Source organism: Sphingomonas sp. 8AM, assembly GCF_902506455.1.
GTDB lineage: Bacteria > Pseudomonadota > Alphaproteobacteria > Sphingomonadales > Sphingomonadaceae > Sphingomonas.
On record NZ_LR733844.1, the window covers coordinates 459,584 to 478,903 of the forward strand.

The following is a 19,320-nucleotide window of genomic DNA, read 5'->3' on the forward strand; positions in this document are numbered from 1 at the left end:
ACCCCATGCCGCTTCTTCAGGCGTCCAAGCAGTACAAGCCCTTCGAATATCCTTGGGCATTTGAATATTGGAAGCGCCAGCAACAGTTGCACTGGCTGCCGGAGGAAGTGCCGCTCGGCGAGGATTGCCGTGACTGGGCGCAGAAGCTCACCGATCACGAGCGCAATCTGCTGACGCAGATCTTCCGCTTCTTCACGCAGGCCGACGTCGAGGTGCAGGATTGCTACCACGAAAAGTATGGCCGGGTGTTCAAGCCGACCGAGATCAAGATGATGCTGACCGCGTTCAGCAACATGGAGACCGTGCACATCGCCGCCTACTCGCACCTGCTCGACACGATCGGCATGCCGGAAAGCGAATATGGCGCGTTCCTCGAATATGCCGAGCTGAAGGAGAAGCATGATTACATGCAGAACTTCGGCGTCGACAGCGACGAGGATATCGCGCGGACGCTGGCGATGTTCGGCGGCTTTACCGAGGGCGTGCAGCTGTTTGCCAGTTTCGCGATGCTGATGAACTTTCCGCGCTTCAACAAGATGAAGGGCATGGGGCAGATCGTCACCTGGTCGATTCGCGACGAGAGCCTGCATTGCGAGGGCATCATCAAGATGTTCCACACCTTCTGCGCCGAGCGGCAGTGCCTGACCAAGGCGGTGAAGGACGACATCGCCGACGTGTGCCAGACGACGATCCGGCTCGAGGACAATTTCATCGATCTCGCCTTCGAAATGGGCCCGGTGAACGGAATGACCGCGAAGGACATCAAGAAGTATATCCGCTACATCGCCGACTGGCGGATGGGGCAGTTGGGGCTGAAGCCGATCTACATGATCGACGAGCATCCGATCCCGTGGTTGATCCCGATGCTGAACGGCGTCGAACATGCCAATTTCTTCGAGACGCGCGCGACCGAATATTCCAAGGCCGCGACGCGCGGGCAGTGGAACGACGTGTGGGACAGTTTCGACAAGCGCCAGAAAGCAAAGGTCATCACCGCCGCGGCGAACGAGGATCCAACCGAGATGGGCGACATGTTCGCGCGCGCGGGGGTCGCCGCCGAATAATCGTGATTAACCCGGTGACCGAGGAAGGCCGCGCGTAGCGACACGTCGCGGCCTTTCGCGTGAAAGTGGGCGAAGCTCAGCGAGGGCAGCCGAAAGATCAGCCCGTTGCGTGTGCAGTCCACGCGTGGGCAGCAGATCAATCAAGGGCTGTAGAAGGGCAGGCGCCGGAACAATGCGCATCAAAAAAGGGGCAGCTTTCGCTGCCCCTCTGTTTCCACTGACTTCCTCCCGGGAGAGAAAGTGGTGCGCCCGGAACGATTCGAACGTCCGACCCTCAGATTCGTAGTCTGATGCTCTATCCAGCTGAGCTACGGGCGCCCTGTGGAGCGGCGCTGTTACGCGGCGAATCAGATACGCGCAAGGGCATTGCGCCACTTTTTTTGCGCCTCTAGGCAAAAAGCATGCTCCGCGCTTACGCCCCGCTCGCTGCCCTCTGCCTGCTCGCCGCCTGCGCGAGCGACCCGACCGTCTATCCGTCGCTCGCGCCGCGTCCGGTCGAAAAGTTCGGTTTCGCGGAGCCGGCGACACCGCCGCCCGCCCCTGCGGCGCAAGATCCTGCACTGGATAAGGAATTGACGGCGATCACGGCCAAGGGCGACACTGCCGCACGCGATTTCGACCGGGCGGCGGCGCGAGCGGAGACGCTCGCTCGCGCCGCAAAGGAAGCAAAGGTCGGGAGCGATGCGTGGATCGCGGCGCAGACGGCGATTGCGGATCTGGATGCGCTGCGGTCGAGCTATGGCGATACGGTGGGGGCGCTCGATGACCTCGCCAGCACGCGCGCGGCGGCGCTGCAGCCCACGTATCCCGCGCTGGAACAGGCACTTGCCGCCGCCCGCGCGACCGCGCAGGCGCAGACGGCGCGGATCGATGCGCTCGCAGGCTCGCTGCCGGGCGCCTAGAAGCTCAGCAGCGGCAGGATGCTGGCGTACTCGTCGGTCCACGGCGCAAACCCCGGACGGCGCACCAAATTTTTCCAGTCGCCCTTGCCGCCCGCCACCAGGGCGAGCGTCCAGGGATCGCGGGTCATCACCACCCAGGAGGACGGCGTTTCCTCTTCCTGAAGCAGCGAGGGGCGGTGGTCGAGGATCAGCGCCTGCCATCCGCCGGCGCGCGCTGCGGCAGCGACGACGGGGCGCAAATTGACGAAACGGTTCGAGATGTGGACCGCCAAAACACCGTGCGCTGACAGAACGCGCGCGTAGACGGCAAAGGCTTCGCGGGTCAGGAGGTGCATCGGGACCGCGTCGGACGAAAATGCGTCGAGTGCGAGCACGTCCAGGCTCGCAGGGGACGCGCGTTCGAGCGATAATCGCGCGTCGCCGAGCACCATCGTCGCATCCGGTGCGCAATCCGCAACGAACGTGAAGCGTCGGGCGCGAGTCAGTGCCACCATCACGGGATCGATCTCGTAAAAGCGCCAGTGCTGCCCCGGCTGCGCGTAGCAGGCGAGCGTGCCGGTGCCGAGACCGACCACCCCGATCCGCGCGCCCGGCCCGAACAGCATCGGCGCGGCACGCATCACGTGCCCGACGCCGGAGTCGGGGGTGTAATAGGTGGTCGGCGTTCGCTCGCGCGCGGGCGTGCCGGTCAGTTGCACGCCGTGGAGCGTGGTGCCGTGGATCAGCGTGCGGCGGCGCGCCTCGTCGGCGACGGTGTAGACGCCGAAATAGCTCCGCACGCGTGCGCCCGGTTCGAGCGAGAGCGACAGCGAGCGCACGCCGCCGAACAGCAGCAGCCCGCTGGTCAGCACCAGCAGATACGGGAGACGCGCCCCGAGCGACGCCAGCCCGCCGAGCGCCACCAGCGTGAAGATCACGCCCGGATGCCGGACCTCGCGGAACCCGGCCGGGTCGCGCGACAGCACCAGCACCGCGAGGCAGAGCGCGCCGATGATCAGCACTGCCCCCGCGACCGTCATGCCGCGGCGATGCCAGAAGGCGCGCAACGCTGGCGTCAGATAGGTCTGCGGCACCAGCGCGCCCGCCGCGACGATCAGCAGCGGATATTCCCACGTCCAGTCGAACAGGGTCGGCGCGATCAGCCCGGCGAACACCCCGCCCAGCGCGCCGCCGAACGACATCGCGAGATAGAAGCCGGTCAGCCGCGCCGGCTCGGGGCGCAGGCGGTAAAGCTGGGTGTGGAGCGCGACCGAGATCATGAATAGCAGGATCAGCGCGGTGATCGCGCTGAACGTCGCGCGCTCGGCAAACCCGCCCATCAGCACGCCGCCGAACAGCACGATCGTCACCGGTGCGGTGTTGGTCAGGAAATCGGCGACTCCGCGCCGCGCGGCGAAGGCAATCGAGAAGCTGAGCAGGTAGAGCGCAAGCGGGATAACCCACAGCAGCGGCATCGCGACCAGATCGGTGCTGACGAAGGTGCTGGTCGCCAGCATCATCCCCGACGGCACGAAGCCGAGCGCGATCCAGCGCGCCACCCGCGCGCGGCCCGGCGCCGGGTCCGCCGCCTGCGCGCGCGCGGGCTCGCGTCCGGCGGGCAGCAGCCGCGCACAACCGGCGACGAGCAGGATCAGCAGCAGATAGCCCGCGCTCCACAGCCAGCGCTGGCGCGAGACGCTCAGTAGCGGCTCGACGAGCAGCGGAAAGGCAAGCAGCCCCGCGAAGCTGCCGAAATTGGAGGCGGCATAGAGCGCATAAGGATCGGTGCCGGGGCGGGCGCTGGCGAACCAGCGCTGCATCAGCGGCGCCTGCGCCGAGACCGCAAAGAACAGCGGGCCGATCGAGACGACAAAGAGGTACGGCACCCACAAGGCCGGCTCGGCGCCGGCGGGGAGCACGCGGTCGCTGAGCCCGATCGGCAGGAACGCGCAGGCGGCGAGCAGCACGAGCAGGTGGACGATACCCTGTCGCCGCGGCGCGATCCGCCCGAGCAGATGCGCATAGCCGTACCCGCCGAGCAGCAGCGCCTGATAGACGAGCATCGCCGAGTTCCAGACGGCAGGCGCGCCGCCGAGCCGCGGCAAGGCGATCCGCGCGATCATTGGCTGGACGAGGAACAGCAGGAACGATCCGGTCAGGATCGTTGCGACGAACAGCCCCCGTTCGCGCGCCGTGGTGGCGTCAGTCATTCAGCGGGCGGTCGATGCGGTAGAGGACATGGCGGCGCAAGGGACTGTCCGGAGCAAGATCGGGATGGTCGAAGTCACCATCCTCAACGCGCGTCATGCCGAGCCGCTCCATCAGCGCACGGCTGCGCTGGTTGGCGATGGTCGTCACAGCGAACACAGCGGGGGTGCCGCGAGCCCATTCGGCCGCCAGCACCGCGCGCGCCGCCTCGCTCGCCAGTCCCTGCCCCCATGCCTCGCGCGCCAGTCGCCAGCCGATCTCCGGCCGTCCTGCGATCGGACTGCCCGCCGGGCCCGGCTCAACCCCGCAGAAGCCGATGAAGGCGCGATCCGACCGCCGTTCCAATGCCCAGAAGCAGCGGCCGGTGATTTTAGCGATGTCGTTCGCTTCGCGCATCATGGCGTGCGCGCCGGCGTCGGTCGTCGGCGGGCCGAGGTAGCGCATCACCTCGGCGTCCTGCCCCATTGCGTGAAAGGGCGCGACATCGTCATCGCGCCACGCGCGCAGGATCAGTCGTTCAGTAACGATCACAGACGGATGATCCTGTGCGCCATCGTACCGGCGCGCAACGGACCAAGCAGGTAAGCCGGAGGTACATAGTCCGTGTCGGGCACATGCGGCACCCCTGATCTTGCCATCGATATCGGGCTGACGGCGCGCTCACGTCCGTCTGATTCAAGCCGCCACCGCACCTCCGACAAGGCCGCGCGAATACCCCACTCCCTCGGGCCACGGCTGCGGCGGTCAGTCGCGCGAAAGCGGTATCGGTGCCGTGTTCCCACGGTGTCATCAGTACGGGCCGCCACGCGTCGCTTGCAAGCCCCAGACCCAAGCCCCCGAACATGGGTCACCCGACATTTAGATCATGATGACGTGAGGCCGACTATGCCGTTCGTCATTGCGAGCGTAGCGAAGCAATCCAGGGCGTCCTGGTCCGGCCCTGGATTGCTTCGCTGCGCTCGCAATGACGGCTGAGTTGCGCAAAGAAGAAGCGGGGCCCCGGATCAAGTCCGGGGCGACGGAGGATGGTTGTTCGGCTCGCAGGACCGTTGACGCTTTCGGGAAACCTTCATGTCAATCACGCCACGCACGCGGGCCTAGCCGTACCCTTTCCGACTACGGTCGATCGATCCGGTACGTCACGCTGTCGGCAAGCGCCGGGTCGTCGGGATATTTGGGGTGCATGAAGTCCATCTCGGGCACATGCCGCATTCCGAGCCGGTCCATGACCCGCTGGCTGGCGATGTTGCGCCGCCCGGTGATCGCGTAGACCGCCGCATCGTCGCGGTTCGCCCATGCCCAGTCGAGCCAGCCCGCCGCTGCCTCGGGCGCATAGCCCGCGCCCCACCAGTCGCGGCCGATCATCCAGCCGATTTCCAGCAAGCCTTCGATCGGTGTGTCCGGTGCGCCCGGCTTGAGCCCGACATGCCCGATCACCTGCCCGTCATCGCGGCGCTCGACCACGCCGAAGCCGAGCGGCGCGTAGCCGGCGTGGCGCTCCAGCACCGCAAGGCACGCCGCCTGATCCTTCGGTCCGCCGAGATCGGCCGTCACCAGCGGATCGCTCCACATCGCGAACAGCGCGGCATGATCCGCGGCGGTCGGCATCCGCAGGATCAGGCGGGCAGTCTCGATCACGCGCCGAGCAACCGCGCCGCCAGCGGCGCGTGATAGGTTAGCACGCCCGAACAGCCGGCGCGCTTGAACGCCAGCAGCGTCTCCAGCACCATCGCGTCGCGATCCGCCGCACCCGCCGCCACCGCGGCCTCGATCATCGCGTACTCGCCGGACACCTGATAGGCGAACACCGGCACTGCGAAGGCCTGCTTCACCTTCGCGACAATATCGAGATACGGCAGGCCGGGCTTGACCATTACGCTGTCGGCGCCCTCGGCGAGATCGAGCCCGACCTCACGCAATGCTTCTTCGGCATTGGCCGGGTCCATCTGATAGGTGGTCTTGTCGCCCTTCAGCAGCCCGCGGCTGCCGACCGCGTCGCGGAACGGGCCGTAGAAGGCCGAGGCATATTTGGCGGCATAGGCCATGATCTGGACGTTGACGAAACCCTCGCGCTCCAGCGCGGTGCGGATCAACCCGACGCGGCCGTCCATCATGTCGCTGGGCGCGATCACGTCCGAACCGCTACGTGCCTGGTTGAGCGCCTGCTCGACCAAGGCGTCGACGGTGCTGTCGTTGGTGACATAGCCGCGCGCATCGACCAGACCATCGTGGCCGTGGGTCGTATAGGGATCGAGCGCGACGTCGGTGAGCAGGCCGATGTCGGGCACCGCATCCTTGATCGCACGCAACGCCTGACACATCAGATTATCGGGGTTGAGCGCCTCCGCGCCATCGTCGCTGCGCCGGCCCGATTGCGTATTGGGAAAGAGCGCGAGACACGGGATGCCGAGCGCGGCGGCTTCCTTCGCGCGCGCGACGATCCGGTCGACCGACCAGCGCGAGACGCCGGGCAAGGCGGCGATCGGTTCCTCGACGTCCCTCCCCCCGGTGATGAACAGCGGCCAGATCAGATCGGCCGGAGTGAGCACATTCTCGGCGTGGAGCCGGCGGCTCCAGGCGGCGGCACGGGTGCGGCGCAAGCGCAGCGCGGGATAAGCGGCGTGCATGGGTGCGCTTTCCCGCAATCCGACTTTCCATGCAAGCGTTACGGAAGCGAAACGCGCGCTGATGCGTTCATCGATTTATGAGAGAGATTCGATCCGCCGCTCTGATCGTCAACGCCAAGTCACGTCGTGGCCGCAAGCTGTTCAAGCGCGCATGCCGGCGACTGCGCGACCTGCCGTTCGGGGTGACGCCTTACGCGGTGAAGGACCCGAAGCATCTCGACCGGACCGTGCGCAAGGCGCTGGAGAAAAAGCCCGATCTGGTGATCCTCGGCGGCGGCGACGGGACGATCAGCGGGCTGGTCGACCTGCTGGTCGGGCATGACGTGATCCTCGGCGTGCTGCCGCTGGGCACCGCCAACAGCTTCGCACGCTCGCTGGGGCTGCCGCTCGACATCGACGGCGCAATCGACGTGCTGCGCGACGGGGTGGCGAAACGGATCGATCTGGGCATGATCGACGATGATTATTTCGCCAATTGCGCGGCGATGGGGCTGAGCCCGCAGATCGCCGAGACGGTGCCGCACAATCTGAAGAAGGTGCTGGGGCGGGTCGGCTATCTCGGCTGGGCAGGGTATCAGCTCACGCGGTTCCAGCCGTTCACGCTTTATGTCGACGACGGCTCGGGCGAGAAGAAGCTGCGCGTCGTCGAGGTGCGAATCTCGAACGGGCCCTATCATGGCGGGACGTGGGTGGTCGACGAGGCCGGCATCGCCTCGGGCGAGATCGTCGTGCAGGCGGTGCGCGGGCATTACAAGCGGCGGCTGGTGCGCAACTGGGCGTACAGCTTCCTCGGGCGTAGCGAGCGGCACCACGATACGGTCAGCTTCTCGGGCAAGTCGATCAAGGTGCGCACCGACCCGCCGCTGCCGATCTCGATCGACGGAGAGGTGCTGGCGCATACGCCGGTGACCGCGCATGTCGCGGCGGGGGTAATCGAGGTGATGGTGCCCAAACCATAACTCGTCATTGCGACGCGCACGTCGCGGCGGGGGTAATCGAGGTGATGGTGCCCAAACCATAACTCGTCATTGCGAGCGGAGCGAAGCAATCCAGAGCCGGACCAGGACGCCCTGGATTGCTTCGCTCCGCTCGCAATGACGGTTAGGGCATCGGTCCCGCGATAAGCAGCGGGTCGATGCGCGCGCCGTTCCATGTCATCGCCCAGTGCAGATGCGGACCGGTCGCGCGGCCGGTGCGGCCGACCAGCCCGATCGGCTGACCCTTATGCACCCGCTCGCCGACGCGCACGTCGATCCGCGACAAATGCAGGAAGGCGCTGGTGACGCCATGCCCGTGGTCGAGGATCAGCAGCCGGCCTTCGAGCGTGAACGGCGGATCGGCGGCGAGCGTCACCACGCCATCGGCGGGCGCGACCACCTCGGCTCCCTCGGGCTTCGCGACATCGACCCCGCCGTGATAGCTGCCCGGCTCTCCGGCATAGATGCGTTGCGCGCCGAACAGCCCCGAAATCCGCCCGCGCGCCGGCCAGACGAAGCGCTGCCGCCAGCCGTCGGCGTCGCTGCCGGTCGCGCGCGCGGCGACGATCTGCGCCAGTTCGCCGGACCGCTTGGCGGCAAATTCGGCGTCGGGCAAAGGGATCTTGCGCAGCGTCGGCAACCGCTCGAGCCGCCAGTCGCCGGGTGCGATCGACAGCGTCGCGGTCTGCGTCGTGCCGTTTGACAGCCTCGCGGCGAGCAGCGCCTGCGGTTTGGCATCGCGGTCGAAGGCGATCACGAAGCAGCCGTCCGCGGCGATGGCGACCGGCGCATCGTCGAGCGTCAGGCGTGTCGTGCCTGCGGGTGCGGTGCCGAGCACCAGCGCGCCCTGCCGCAAACCGTCGCTGAGGCCGAAGCGCGCGGGCGGGATCGTCTGTGGCGATGCGGCGGCGGCGATCGCGAGCAGCGGCGCCAGTAACGCGATCCGGCGCATCACCGCGGCGCCAGTTCCTCCATCGCGATCGAACCGCTGGCGAACGGCCGCTGTGTCGCCACGTCCCAGTAGCGCAGGTCCTCCAGCGCGATCCGCGCGCCGCTGACCGCGCATACCACGTGGTCGCCCGGCGCCAGGATGCGGAAGCCGTTGGCCATATAGTGCAATTTGGCGGCGCGGTCGGTGTGGGACATCAACATCGGGATCGGGCTCTCAGATCAGGCGGGGCTGCTCGGGTTTGTCAGGATAGGCGCGGCGTGGGCTTCGCTCAACCTTTGCCTCGGGTTTTGCCTCGGGTGGGGCGCTCCCGTCGACCTGCACCGCCACCGCCCCGTCGCGGAAGCGCAGATTGAGCGCGCCCGCGGTGCGCGCGGCTTCGGCGGTCGTCACCGTGCCGCCCGCCACCGCCTCGACCCGCGCATAGCCGCGTTCGAGGATGCGATCGGGGTTGAGGCTGTCGACCAGCCGACCGACATCGGCGAGTTGTCGCCGCGCCGCTTCCAGCCGGCGTTCGAGCGTCGCGGGGCGGATCGCGCCCGCGGCATGGGTCAGCTCGCCGCGCGCGCGCGCCACGCGCCGCTCCAGCGCGCGGTCGCCGCGCATGCCGAGATCGTCGAGCCGCTGCCGCTGCGGCCCGAGCAGCCGGTCGCGGGTCGGCATCACCCGCACCAGCGCCGCGAGTTGCTCGCGCCCGCGCTCGACATAGCGGCGTGCGCAGCGCTGCGTGCGGTTCGCCATCGCGTCGAGCGTCAGCCGCAGCTCGGCGAGCACCGGCACCGCGATTTCCGCCGCCGCCGTGGGAGTGGGCGCGCGCAGGTCGGCGGCGTGGTCGCACAGGGTCGTGTCGGTTTCGTGCCCGACCGCGGAAATGATCGGGATCGAGCAGGCGGCGACCGCGCGCACCACCGGTTCCTCGTTGAACGCCCACAGATCCTCGATCGACCCGCCGCCGCGCGCGACGATCACCAGATCGGGGCGCGGGATCGGACCACCCTCGGGCAGCGCGTCGAACCCGCGCACCGCCGCCGCGACCTCCTCGGCCGCGCCCGCGCCCTGCACCTTCACCGGCCAGACGATCACATGCGTCGGGCAGCGGTCCTCGAGCCGGTGGAGGATGTCGCGGATCACCGCGCCGGTCGGCGAGGTGACGACGCCGATCACGCGCGGCATGAACGGCAGCGGCTTCTTCCGCTCTGCGTCGAACAGCCCCTCGCCCGCCAGCTTGGCCTTGAGCTTTTCGAGCAGCGCCATCAGCGCGCCCGCGCCGGCCAGCTCCATCCGCTCGATGATGATCTGGTATTTGGAGCGTCCCGGGTAGGTAGTCAGCCGCCCGGTCGCGATCACCTCGACGCCGTCCTCGGGGCGGAACGCCAGCCCGCCGGCGCTGCCCTTCCACATCACACCGTCGATGACCGCGCTTTCGTCCTTGAGGCAGAGGTACAGATGCCCGGAGGTCGCGCGCTTGTAGCCCGAAATCTCGCCGCGCAGCCGGACATGGCCGAACTCGCCCTCGACCATCCGCTTCAGTCGCCCCGACAGTTCGCCGACGCTCAACGCCATCGCATTGTCGCCGGGCGTCGGCTCGGCTACCAGCCGCCCCGCCTGAGTATCGTAAAGGGGGTCGGCCATGAACATCCTGCTGGTGGGGTCGGGGGGACGCGAACATGCGCTCGCCTGGAAACTGGCGCAGTCTCCGACGCTGGATACGCTCTTCGCCGCGCCGGGCAACCCTGGCATCGCTGAACATGCGACGATCGCCGAGCTGGACGTGACGGACCACCGCGCGGTGGTGGATTTCGTGCGTCGTCATCGGGTTGGGCTGATCGTGATCGGACCAGAGGCGCCGCTGGTCGATGGCCTCGCCGACAATATCCGCTCGATCGGCGTGCCCGTGTTCGGCCCCGGTCGCGAGGCGGCGAAGCTGGAGGGGTCGAAGGGCTTCACCAAGGATTTGTGCGCGCGGATGGGGATTCCGACCGCGCGTTATTTCCGCGTCACCTCGAAGGACGGCGCGCTCGCCTGCCTCGACGATTTCGGCGACGCGTGCGTCATCAAGGCCGACGGGTTGGCGGCGGGCAAGGGTGTGGTGGTCGCCACGTCGCGGGCCGAGGCCGAGGCGGCGATCGCCGATCTCTACGCGCACGGCCCGGCAGAAGCGGTGATCGAGGAGATGCTCGAAGGGCCGGAGGCGAGCCTGTTCGTGCTGTCGGACGGCACGACGACCGCCGCATTCGGCTCGGCGCAGGACCACAAGCGCGTCGGCGACGGCGACACCGGCCCCAATACCGGCGGGATGGGCGCGTACAGCCCGGCGGCGGTGCTGACGCCGGAACTGGAAGGGCGCGCGCTTGGCGAGATTGTCCGACCGACGATCGATTGTCTCGCCGCCTCGGGGACGCCCTATGTCGGCGTCCTTTATGCCGGGCTGATGCTGACCGCCGATGGCCCCAAGCTGATCGAATATAACGTCCGCTTCGGCGATCCCGAATGTCAGGTGCTGATGATGCGTTACACCGGCGATCTCGCCGCGCTGTTGCTGGCGGTCGCGGAGGGGCGGCTGGCCGACGCGCCCGCGCCGGCCTTCTCCGACGAGGTCGCGCTGACCGTCGTGATGGCGGCGGAGAACTATCCCGGCACGCCGCGCACCGGCGGCACGATCGCCGGGATCGACGCCGCGCAGACGGACGGCGCGGTGGTCTTTCAGGCGGGGACGGCGATGAAGGACGGGCAGTTGGTCTCGGCGGGCGGGCGTGTGCTCGCGGTGACTGCCACCGGGGCGGATGTGCCCGCCGCGCAGCGCGCAGCCTATGCCGCGGTCGAGAAAGTCGACTTCCCGACCGGCTTCTTCCGTCGCGACATCGGAGCCAAGGCGGTGATCGACGGTTGAGCGCGCAGCACTTTCGGCGCAGGACCGGCTCATGAACTCAGGCAGCTTCAATCTCGATCCTATTTCCCAGAACGGCGTGCTCGTCACGATCGCGCTCGCGCTGGTCGCGGTACTCGCCGTGCTCACGATCATCGCGATGGTGTGGGGCGCACGACTGAAGCGCCAGCGCCGCGCCGCCGAGGAGGAAGAGCAGAGGCGGATCGAGGAACTGAAGGCGGACGGCGTCGAGGTGACGAACACCGCCGAGGGCGGCTCGCCAGTTGTCACGGCGGCGGCTCCTACGCCGTCGGCGCCGCCGCGGCCTGCCCCTGCGCCAGCCGCCCCGGTGCCCGCTCCTGCACCGATCGCGCCGACGCCGGCCGAGCACGTCGCGGAGGATCATCAGGCAGCGCTCTCTGACGAGCCGATCGCTGCGGCGGCACCGCTCGATGCGACACCCGCCAGCGTCGCCGCCGACGCGCCGATCGCTCCCATCGAGGAGGGTGGCGCGCAGTCGGTGACGATCCTCAAGGGGCTCGGGCCGAAGATCGCGACACGATTGTCCGAGTTGGGGATTACGCGGCTCGACCAGTTGGCGTGGCTCGACGATGCCGAGGCCGAGCAGCTCGATGCGCAGCTCGGCGTCTTTCAGGGGCGCATGGAGCGCGACCGCTGGCGGGAACAGGCGCGGCTGCTCGCGCAGGGCGACCGTGCCGGCTATGAAGCGCAGTTCGGCAAGCTGGGATGAGCGTCGCTTTCCGCCGCGAGGGCGATGACGAACATCTCGAGCCGAAGTTCGAGCTACCGATCCCGCCCGGCCCCAATCTGGTGACGCCGCGCGGGCGTGCGCTGATCGAGGCGCGTGTGGTGGAGCTGGAGGCGACGCTGGCGGCGACGGCCGATGCCGAGGCAGGCAAGCCGATCGCGCGCGACCTGCGCTACTGGAAGACGCGGCGCGCGACCGCGATCGACACCGCGCCGCGGGGTGACGGGGTGGTCGGGTTTGGCAGCCGGGTACGGTTCGCTCTGGCGGGCAAGGAGCGGGAGGTGACGCTGGTCGGGGACGACGAGGCCGATCCGCCGGCCGGGTTGCTGTCGTTCTCCGCGCCGCTGGCGCGCGCACTGATGGGCGCGGAGGCCGGGGAGCTGGTCGCGTTCAACGGGCGCGAGGATGCGATCGAGGTGCTGGAGGTCGGCGCGGCGGAGTAGCGGCGGCTGGTACACGTCCCTTGCCCGGACCCTAGACGCTCGCCCGTCACCCCGGCGCATGCCGGGGCCCATCCCTTGGCCTTTGTGACTGCGCGCATCGCTCCCTCACCGCGGCCTTCCCAACTGGGCCCTGGCCTTCGCCGTGGTGTCGGCGGGGGAGCGCGTGTCTTTCAATTACTTCGTCGCCTCGCGCTTGATCCGTGGGCGCGCTTTGCCCCTTAGCGGTCCGCTGAGTACGTAATGACGTCAACTCTATCCGTCATTGCGAGCGCAGCGAAGCAATCCAGAGTCGGACCATAACGCCCTGGATTGCTTCGCTGCGCTCGCAATGACGATCGGTGTGTTCGTCCTGCTGCGTCGTGATCCGGCAGCGGGGTCCCTAATCAGCCTGTCATGAGCTTGCCAAACGGTCCGGACGACGGCCAAGTTCAGAGCTTGTTGCTACGCCTCGCTGACGAGCAGCTTGTCGATCCGTCGCCCGTCGAGATCGACGACCTCGAAGCGCCAGCCCTGTTCCTCGAAGCTTTCCCCCTCTTCGGGCAGCTTGCGGAACGCCGCCAGTGCGAGGCCGGCGACGGTTGCGTAATCGCGGTCCTCGGGCAGATCGATGCCGAGCCGCTCGGCCAGCGCATCCGCGGCCATCGTGCCGGCGACCAGCAAAGACCCGTCGTCGCGGATCACGACGTTCGGGCTTTCCTCGGGGTCGATGTCCGACAGGAACTCGCCTGCGATTGCCGCGAGCAGGTTGGCCGGAGTGACGATCCCCTCGAAATGTCCGTATTCGTCATGGATCAGCGCCATCGGCACCTCGGCGCGGCGCAGCGCGACGAGCGCGTCCATAGCGTCGATCTGATCGATCACCACCGGCGCCTTGCGGACCAGCTTCTCCAGATCGAGCGTCTCGTCGCGGAACAGCGCCGCGGCGACGTCACGCGCCTGCACCACGCCGACCACCGCGTCGATCGAGCCGCGCGCGACCGGCAGGCGGCTGTGCGGAGATTCGCGCAGCTTGACGCGGATCGCCGCGTCATCGAGCGATATATCGAGCCAGTCGACCTCGGTGCGCGGGGTCATCACCTCCCGCACCGGCCGATCCGCAAGCCGCACCACGCCCGAGATGATCGAGCGTTCATGTTCCTCGATCACGCCGGACTTGCTGGCCTCCGCGACGATCAGGTGCAGTTCCTCGGCGGTGACCTGCTCCTCGTTCTCGCGGTTTAGCCCGAGGATGCGGAACAGCAGCGCACTGCTCGCATCCAGCACCCACACCACCGGCTTGGTGAATTTGGCAAGCCACCACATCGGCAGCGCGACCAGGGACGCGACCGCCTCGGGCTTGCGCAGCGCAAATTGCTTGGGCACCAGTTCGCCCACGATCAGCGAGGCATAGGTGGTGAGCGCGATCACCAGCGCAAAGCCGGCGCTGACCGCCGTCTCGTGCGCCATCCCCACAGCCTCGAAACGCGCCGCGACCGGCGTGCCGAGGCTCGCGCCCGAATAGGCACCGGTGCCGATGCCGATCAGCGTGATGCCGATCTGCACCGTCGACAGGAACTTGCCGGGATCGGCCGCCAGCTCGATCGCGGTGGCGGCGCCCTTGCGGCCGCTGCGTGCCATCGCCTCCAGCCGCGCCTTGCGCGCGGACACGATCGCCAGTTCGCTCATGGCGAACACGCCATTGAGCGCAACGAGCGCGAGGATGATGATGACGTCGACCCAGGGGAACGGCGGTAGCATGGTGTGCGCCCCTCTTGGCGGTAAAGCGCGCGCACGACAATCGCCAATTTGTTGCCGGGCGCGCTTCAGCGACCATTCAGTACGCAGGCGGAACCATGGGCGCGGGCGTCGGGTTGATCGATGTCAGGTATCGAAAGGGAAGATGATGAAGCTGTCGTCGAAGCTGGCTGCCGCGCTGGCGTGCGTGTCGCTGTTGGCCGTATCGGCGTGTACGACGGACCCGGATACCGGCGAGCGGCGCATCTCGAAGACCGCGATCGGCGGGATCGGTGGCGCGCTGGGCGGCTATCTGCTCGGCGATCTGGTCGGCGGGCGGCGCGATCGGACCGAGAAGATCATCGGCGCGGGGCTCAGCGGCATCGCCGGTGCCGGAATCGGCGCCTATATGGACAAACAAGAGCGTGAATTACGGGAGCGAACCCGCGGTACGGACGTGGAAGTGACGCGTCAGGGCGACGATTTGCTGCTCAACATCCCGTCGGGGATCAACTTCGCGTACAATTCGGCGAACGTGCAGCCGCAGTTCCGCGCGACGCTCGACAAGGTCGCCGGCGTACTCGCCGATTACAAGGAGACCTATGTCGACGTGTACGGCCACACCGATTCGACCGGCAGCGATTCATACAATCAGGATCTGTCGGAGCGGCGGGCGCGGTCGGTAGCGGATTATCTGTCGAGCCACGGCGTGCAGGACGCGCGGATCGCGACGCGCGGCTTCGGCGAGACGCAGCCGATCGCCTCGAACGAAACCGAGGCCGGGCGCGCCGAGAACCGCCGCGTCGAAATCAAGATCGTCCCGATCTCGAAGAATGACCTGCCGCCGCGCTGACCTTCTGCGTCAGCGGCGTGCGGCGAAGAAGTCGCGCAGCAGCGCCGCCGCTTCCCCCGCTCCGATGCCGGCGAACAACTCGGGGCGGTGGTGGCAGGTCGGCTGGGTGAAGAAACGCGGGCCGTGCTCGACCGCGCCGCCCTTCGCGTCGTCGGCGGCGTAGTACAGGCGGGCGATTCGCGCATGCGCGATCGCGCCGGCGCACATCGCGCAGGGCTCGAGTGTCACCCACAGCTCGCAATCCTCGAGTCGGTCGCGGCCGAGCATCTGCGCGGCGGCGCGAATCGCCAGCATCTCGGCATGGGCGGTCGGGTCACACAGCTGGCGCGGGGCGTTGGCGGCAACGGCGACGATCTGACCGGCGTTCACCACCACCGCGCCGACCGGCACTTCGCCGGCCGCCGCAGCATCACGGGCGGCATCGAGCGCGACGCGCATCGGGTGGGGCAGCGGGAACATCGCTGTTGCCTACGCCGCGGTGGCGCAGGGGCAAAGGCCCCGGCGTTCGTCATCCCGGACTTGATCCGGGATCCCGCTTCTTACCTTCGCCGCAAAGAAGAAGCGGGACCCCGGCTCAAGGCCGGGGCGACGGCTTGCCTCAGCGCTGTTCGCCGGGCTTCTGGACCTCGACCTTCGGGACCTCGACGGTCTTGTTTTCGGTGCCGACGCGGACCTTCGCGACGTCGGCATCGAACTTCGGCGCCTGCCCGCCCTCGAGTCGCGGCAGCTGCGCCGTCTGCGTCTGGTCGAACTTGACGAAGCCCAGCAACAACGCCGCCAGAAACACCAAAGCGACAATCCCGATCAATACCAGTAGCGCGCGCATCCTTTTTCTCCCGATCCCTGTTGATTCGCTGCCGCAACAACGCGGCCGTGCCGGGCTGGTTGCAGCGCCGGTGACTTGACCAATCGTCAGCCACGGGTTACTGGCGCCCACTTTCCGGGCAACCGAAATCAGGATTATTCACATGTCGCGCATTTGCGAGCTGACCGGCAAGGGCCGGCAGGTGGGCAACAACGTTTCCCACGCCAATAACAAGACCAAGCGGACGTTCCTGCCGAACCTGCAGAACGTCACCCTGCTGTCCGACTCGCTGGAGCGGTCGATCCGCCTGCGTGTCTCCACCCACGGTCTGCGCTCGGTCGAGCACAACGGCGGGCTGGACAATTGGCTGGTGAAGACCGCCGACGACAAGCTGTCGCTGAAGGCACGCCGCCTGAAGCGCGACGTCGTGAAGAAGCGTTCGGCCGCCGTCGCGGCCTGACGCTTACGGCTCTGCCCGCGTTGCCGCGGCCTGCCGTCCTCCCGGACGGCGGGCCGTTGTGCGTAGGGCCATCAGCCGCGCCAGCGGAATTTGGCGAGGATCGTTCGCCGCCAGAACGCGCCGTCATCGTCGGTGACGAGCCAGATCATCGTCTGCCCGCGCTCCTGCGAGACTGCCAGCCCCTCGGCATTCTCACGACCCATCGTGTCGCCGAATCGGGCGACGACCTGACCGCGAAGCAACGCGCCCGGCCGGATGCTGCGCGCGATGATCCGGACCAGCGTCATTTCGAATCGCAGCGGCAAATGGACGCGACGGTTGAGCACCAGCACATCGCCGTTCGGCAGCACCGCCGCGTCGCTGGGGGAATGATGCGGTGGGGGGCGATAGCGGAGCGGCACGGCGGGCGTGTCGTACAGCGCCGGATCGCCGTAGAAGAGCAATGCGGCGCGCGCCCCGTTCTGCCACAGCCCGCCTTCACGGAAGGCGAGGAAGCGCCCGTCGTTCAGCCGGACCAGCGATTCGATGCCGCTGTTCACGCCCCAGTCGCGCATGGCCGGCGGCGGACTGGCGGCATCGGCATGCTCGAAGTCGGGAGCATAGCGCCAGATCATGTTGATCCGCTCATAGCCGATCCACGCCCGGCCCGTCTGCGGATCGAGCGCGAGCGACTCGGTATCACGTGACGCCTTGCGCCACGCGGTCTCCGGGCCATCCGAGAGGTCAGCGGTGCCGAGCGTCCGTAATTTATCGCCCGCGATCCGCAGCCGCACCACCAGCCCGCCATCACTGAGCAGGATCGCCTGCCCCTTGTGCAGCGCCAGCGCCGAAATCCCGCCGAACGCGCGCTGATTGGCCGACAGCGACACCGCCCCGACCGGCTCCAGCGCACCGATGCGAGGTGGCCAGCCGCCACGCGGCACGAATGGCGTGGCAGTGAGGCGCAGGCCGGGGTCGAACAGCGCGCGCCGGCCGTCGCCCGTAAACGGCGGCACCAGCAGCAATACCATCGCAAGGGTGATCGGCCATCGCACCCACTGCGGGTAAACCACCGCTTCGTCACGGCAAAGGATGAACGCCCGATAACGGACGCATTCAGCGTCGGCTCAATGCGAATCGGGCAAAAGCTATTTCATCGACGGGAAAGCCCGCCGACCGGAACAGCAAACGGGAGACTGCTCATGTTCAAGAATCTCGCCCTTGCCGGTGCCGCGCTCGCGATGGGCGCCGCCGCCGTGGCCCCGACTGCCGCCGACGCGCAGCGTTATTACGGCGACCGCTACAGCCGCTACAGCGACAACCGCGGTTACAATGATCGCCGCGATTATGACCGTCGCGATTATCGCGGCAACGACCGCCGCTACAATTACAACCGCCGCTGCTCGAATGGCACGACCGGCACGGTGGTCGGTGCGATTGCCGGTGGCCTGCTGGGTCGCGTGATCGACTCGCGCGGTGACCGAACCCTCGGCACGGTGCTGGGCGGCGTCGGCGGCGCGGTCGCGGGCAACGCGGTCGAGAAGTCGAACAACCCCCGGTATTGCCGCTGACGGGCGAAGGCCGGGAGCCATGCTCCCGACCGGTGCGCCCCGCGCATCGCCCGGCACGGCCGGCGGGTCGGCAGCGCCGATCCGACCGACGACGGCCAAGCCGTCGTTCACCCCTTCCCTCGCGTAGCGTATGAGGGCGCGAGCCCGGTGCCGGATGGTGCCGGGCTCGTGTTATTTCTGGGTCCCTGACATCAATCAGGCTCGTCATTGCGAGTGCAGCGAAGCAATCCAGAGCCGGACCAAAACGCCCTGGATTGCTTCGCTGCGCTCGCAATGACGGGCGGAGGATGTCACGGAGCATCAGAGGCACGCCGCGGGCAAAGCCCGCGTTGTCGGTCGGGTCGGCGCGGGGCCGACCCGCCGGCCGTGCCGGGCCGCGCTGCGCGGCGGCGCCGTACCCGGCGGCGCCGGGCGACGCGCCTCGGCCCGTCAGTACATATGCTGCCCGCCATTGATGCTCAGCGTCGAGCCGGTCACGAACCCTGCCTCCTCCGAACACAGGAACGCCACGCCGCGCGCGATCTCCTGCGCCTGCCCGAGCCGGCCGACGGGGATCTTGGCGACGATCTTCTCCAGCACGTCCGCAGGAACCGCGGCGACCATGTCCGTGTCGATATAGCCCGGCGCGATCGCGTTGACGGTCACCCCGGCGCGCGCGCCTTCCTGCGACAGCGCCTTGGTGAAGCCATGGATACCGCTCTTCGCCGCGGCATAGTTCACCTGACCATATTGCCCGGCCTGCCCGTTGATCGAGCCGATATTGACGATCCGCCCCCATTTGCGGTCGCGCATGCCCGGGAACACCGCCTTGGCCATGTTGAAACAGCCGCCGAGATTGGTGTCCATGACCTCCTTCCACATCTGGTAGGTCATCTTCAGGATCGTGCCGTCGCGGGTGATGCCGGCATTGTTGACCAGCACGTCGACCGGCCCCAGCTCGGCGGCCACCCTTGCGCAGCCTTCCTGACACGCCTCGTGGTCCGCCACATCCCATTTGTACGCCGCGATGCCGGTACGCTCGGTGAAGTCGCGGGCGCGCTCGTCGTTGCCGGCGTAATTGGCCGCGACCGTCATGCCGGCATCCCTCAAGGCGACGCTGATCGCTTCGCCGATGCCACGCGTTCCCCCGGTGACGATCGCCACTCGTGCCATAAC

The 19,320-nt window shown here is 67.9% G+C and carries 21 protein-coding genes and 1 tRNA gene; 9 read left to right on the plus strand and 13 right to left on the minus strand.

Annotation, left to right across the window (positions count from 1 at the left end):
- Positions 1–5: 5 nt before the first annotated feature.
- Positions 6–1,064, plus strand: coding sequence for a ribonucleotide-diphosphate reductase subunit beta (locus tag BACI71_RS02245; RefSeq protein ID WP_159754504.1), 1,059 nt, complete (start codon positions 6–8; stop codon positions 1,062–1,064).
- Positions 1,065–1,305: 241 nt separating this feature from the next.
- On the opposite strand, the gene BACI71_RS02250 is transcribed toward BACI71_RS02245, so the two are convergent.
- Positions 1,306–1,382 (minus strand) — tRNA-Arg (locus BACI71_RS02250).
- A gap of 83 nt (positions 1,383–1,465) precedes the next feature.
- Between BACI71_RS02250 and BACI71_RS02255 the strand changes: the two genes are divergently transcribed.
- Positions 1,466–1,966 carry a hypothetical protein gene (locus BACI71_RS02255; RefSeq protein WP_159754507.1) on the plus strand — a complete coding sequence of 167 codons (501 nt, stop codon included), beginning with the start codon at positions 1,466–1,468 and terminating at the stop codon, positions 1,964–1,966.
- Here BACI71_RS02255 and BACI71_RS02260 read toward each other — a convergent pair.
- From BACI71_RS02260 to hemB, 4 genes are all read right to left on the minus strand, one after another.
- A complete protein-coding gene (locus tag BACI71_RS02260) occupies positions 1,963–4,155 on the minus strand; it encodes a fused MFS/spermidine synthase (protein ID WP_159754510.1) in 2,193 nt (730 codons plus the stop codon). The two genes, BACI71_RS02255 and BACI71_RS02260, sit on opposite strands and share 4 nt — an antisense overlap.
- Positions 4,148–4,684 (minus strand): GNAT family N-acetyltransferase, encoded by a 537-nt coding sequence (locus tag BACI71_RS02265; protein ID WP_159754513.1) that lies wholly within the window; start codon positions 4,682–4,684, stop codon positions 4,148–4,150. The genes BACI71_RS02260 and BACI71_RS02265 overlap by 8 nt, the downstream gene beginning before the upstream one ends.
- A gap of 585 nt (positions 4,685–5,269) precedes the next feature.
- On the minus strand, positions 5,270–5,791 hold the full coding sequence (locus tag BACI71_RS02270; RefSeq protein ID WP_236552780.1) for a GNAT family N-acetyltransferase: 522 nt from the start codon (positions 5,789–5,791) through the stop codon (positions 5,270–5,272).
- The gene (hemB, locus tag BACI71_RS02275) at positions 5,788–6,780 is read right to left on the minus strand and encodes a porphobilinogen synthase (RefSeq protein WP_159754516.1); all 993 of its coding nucleotides are present in this window, start codon (positions 6,778–6,780) and stop codon (positions 5,788–5,790) included. Before hemB ends, BACI71_RS02270 begins: the two co-directional genes overlap by 4 nt.
- Before the next feature lie 77 nt (positions 6,781–6,857).
- On the opposite strand from hemB, the gene BACI71_RS02280 reads away from it, so the two are divergent.
- Positions 6,858–7,739, plus strand: coding sequence for a diacylglycerol/lipid kinase family protein (locus BACI71_RS02280; RefSeq protein WP_159754519.1), 882 nt, complete (start codon positions 6,858–6,860; stop codon positions 7,737–7,739).
- A gap of 142 nt (positions 7,740–7,881) precedes the next feature.
- Here BACI71_RS02280 and BACI71_RS02285 read toward each other — a convergent pair whose 3' ends face one another.
- The 3 genes from BACI71_RS02285 to xseA are packed head-to-tail and all read right to left on the minus strand — an operon-like array spanning position 7,882 to position 10,338.
- Positions 7,882–8,709: a M23 family metallopeptidase gene (locus tag BACI71_RS02285; protein WP_159754523.1), complete on the minus strand. Its 828-nt coding sequence runs from the start codon at positions 8,707–8,709 to the stop codon at positions 7,882–7,884.
- A complete protein-coding gene (locus BACI71_RS02290; protein WP_159754526.1) occupies positions 8,709–8,909 on the minus strand; it encodes a DUF2093 domain-containing protein in 201 nt (66 codons plus the stop codon). Before BACI71_RS02290 ends, BACI71_RS02285 begins: the two co-directional genes overlap by 1 nt.
- Before the next feature lie 13 nt (positions 8,910–8,922).
- Entirely contained in the window at positions 8,923–10,338 is a 1,416-nt protein-coding gene (gene xseA, locus BACI71_RS02295; protein ID WP_159754529.1) for an exodeoxyribonuclease VII large subunit, read from the minus strand.
- Here xseA and purD point away from each other — a divergent pair.
- From purD to BACI71_RS02310, 3 genes are read left to right on the plus strand one after another with little or no spacing between them, the layout of a single operon-like run.
- Positions 10,337–11,596, plus strand: a complete 1,260-nt coding sequence (gene purD, locus BACI71_RS02300) for a phosphoribosylamine--glycine ligase (protein ID WP_159754532.1) — start codon at positions 10,337–10,339, stop codon at positions 11,594–11,596. The two genes, xseA and purD, sit on opposite strands and share 2 nt — an antisense overlap.
- A 31-nt stretch (positions 11,597–11,627) precedes the next feature.
- Positions 11,628–12,323 carry a hypothetical protein gene (locus BACI71_RS02305; RefSeq protein WP_159754535.1) on the plus strand — a complete coding sequence of 232 codons (696 nt, stop codon included), beginning with the start codon at positions 11,628–11,630 and terminating at the stop codon, positions 12,321–12,323.
- Positions 12,320–12,784 carry a GreA/GreB family elongation factor gene (locus BACI71_RS02310; protein ID WP_159754538.1) on the plus strand — a complete coding sequence of 155 codons (465 nt, stop codon included), beginning with the start codon at positions 12,320–12,322 and terminating at the stop codon, positions 12,782–12,784. The genes BACI71_RS02305 and BACI71_RS02310 overlap by 4 nt, the downstream gene beginning before the upstream one ends.
- 441 nt (positions 12,785–13,225) lie before the next feature.
- On the opposite strand, the gene BACI71_RS02315 is transcribed toward BACI71_RS02310, so the two are convergent.
- A complete protein-coding gene (locus tag BACI71_RS02315; protein WP_159754541.1) occupies positions 13,226–14,521 on the minus strand; it encodes a hemolysin family protein in 1,296 nt (431 codons plus the stop codon).
- 145 nt (positions 14,522–14,666) lie between these two features.
- Here BACI71_RS02315 and BACI71_RS02320 point away from each other — a divergent pair, with 145 nt between their 5' ends.
- Positions 14,667–15,350: an OmpA family protein gene (locus BACI71_RS02320; protein WP_159754544.1), complete on the plus strand. Its 684-nt coding sequence runs from the start codon at positions 14,667–14,669 to the stop codon at positions 15,348–15,350.
- 9 nt (positions 15,351–15,359) lie between these two features.
- On the opposite strand, the gene BACI71_RS02325 is transcribed toward BACI71_RS02320, so the two are convergent.
- Complete coding sequence (locus tag BACI71_RS02325) at positions 15,360–15,809, minus strand: nucleoside deaminase (protein ID WP_236552781.1); 450 nt, start codon at positions 15,807–15,809, stop codon at positions 15,360–15,362.
- Between the two features lie 139 nt (positions 15,810–15,948).
- Complete coding sequence (locus tag BACI71_RS02330) at positions 15,949–16,176, minus strand: hypothetical protein (RefSeq protein ID WP_159754549.1); 228 nt, start codon at positions 16,174–16,176, stop codon at positions 15,949–15,951.
- 142 nt (positions 16,177–16,318) lie between these two features.
- Here BACI71_RS02330 and rpmB point away from each other — a divergent pair, with 142 nt between their 5' ends.
- Positions 16,319–16,615, plus strand: a complete 297-nt coding sequence (gene rpmB / locus BACI71_RS02335) for a 50S ribosomal protein L28 (RefSeq protein WP_159754552.1) — start codon at positions 16,319–16,321, stop codon at positions 16,613–16,615.
- A 71-nt stretch (positions 16,616–16,686) separates the two neighbouring features.
- On the opposite strand, the gene BACI71_RS02340 is transcribed toward rpmB, so the two are convergent.
- Complete coding sequence (locus tag BACI71_RS02340; RefSeq protein WP_159754555.1) at positions 16,687–17,625, minus strand: esterase-like activity of phytase family protein; 939 nt, start codon at positions 17,623–17,625, stop codon at positions 16,687–16,689.
- Positions 17,626–17,796: 171 nt separating this feature from the next.
- Between BACI71_RS02340 and BACI71_RS02345 the strand changes: the two genes are divergently transcribed.
- Positions 17,797–18,165, plus strand: a complete 369-nt coding sequence (locus BACI71_RS02345; protein WP_159754558.1) for a glycine zipper 2TM domain-containing protein — start codon at positions 17,797–17,799, stop codon at positions 18,163–18,165.
- Between the two features lie 429 nt (positions 18,166–18,594).
- Here the strand turns inward: BACI71_RS02345 and phbB are convergent, their stop codons facing one another.
- Entirely contained in the window at positions 18,595–19,317 is a 723-nt protein-coding gene (gene phbB / locus BACI71_RS02350; RefSeq protein ID WP_159754561.1) for an acetoacetyl-CoA reductase, read from the minus strand.
- Between the last annotated feature and the right edge of the window lie 3 nt (positions 19,318–19,320).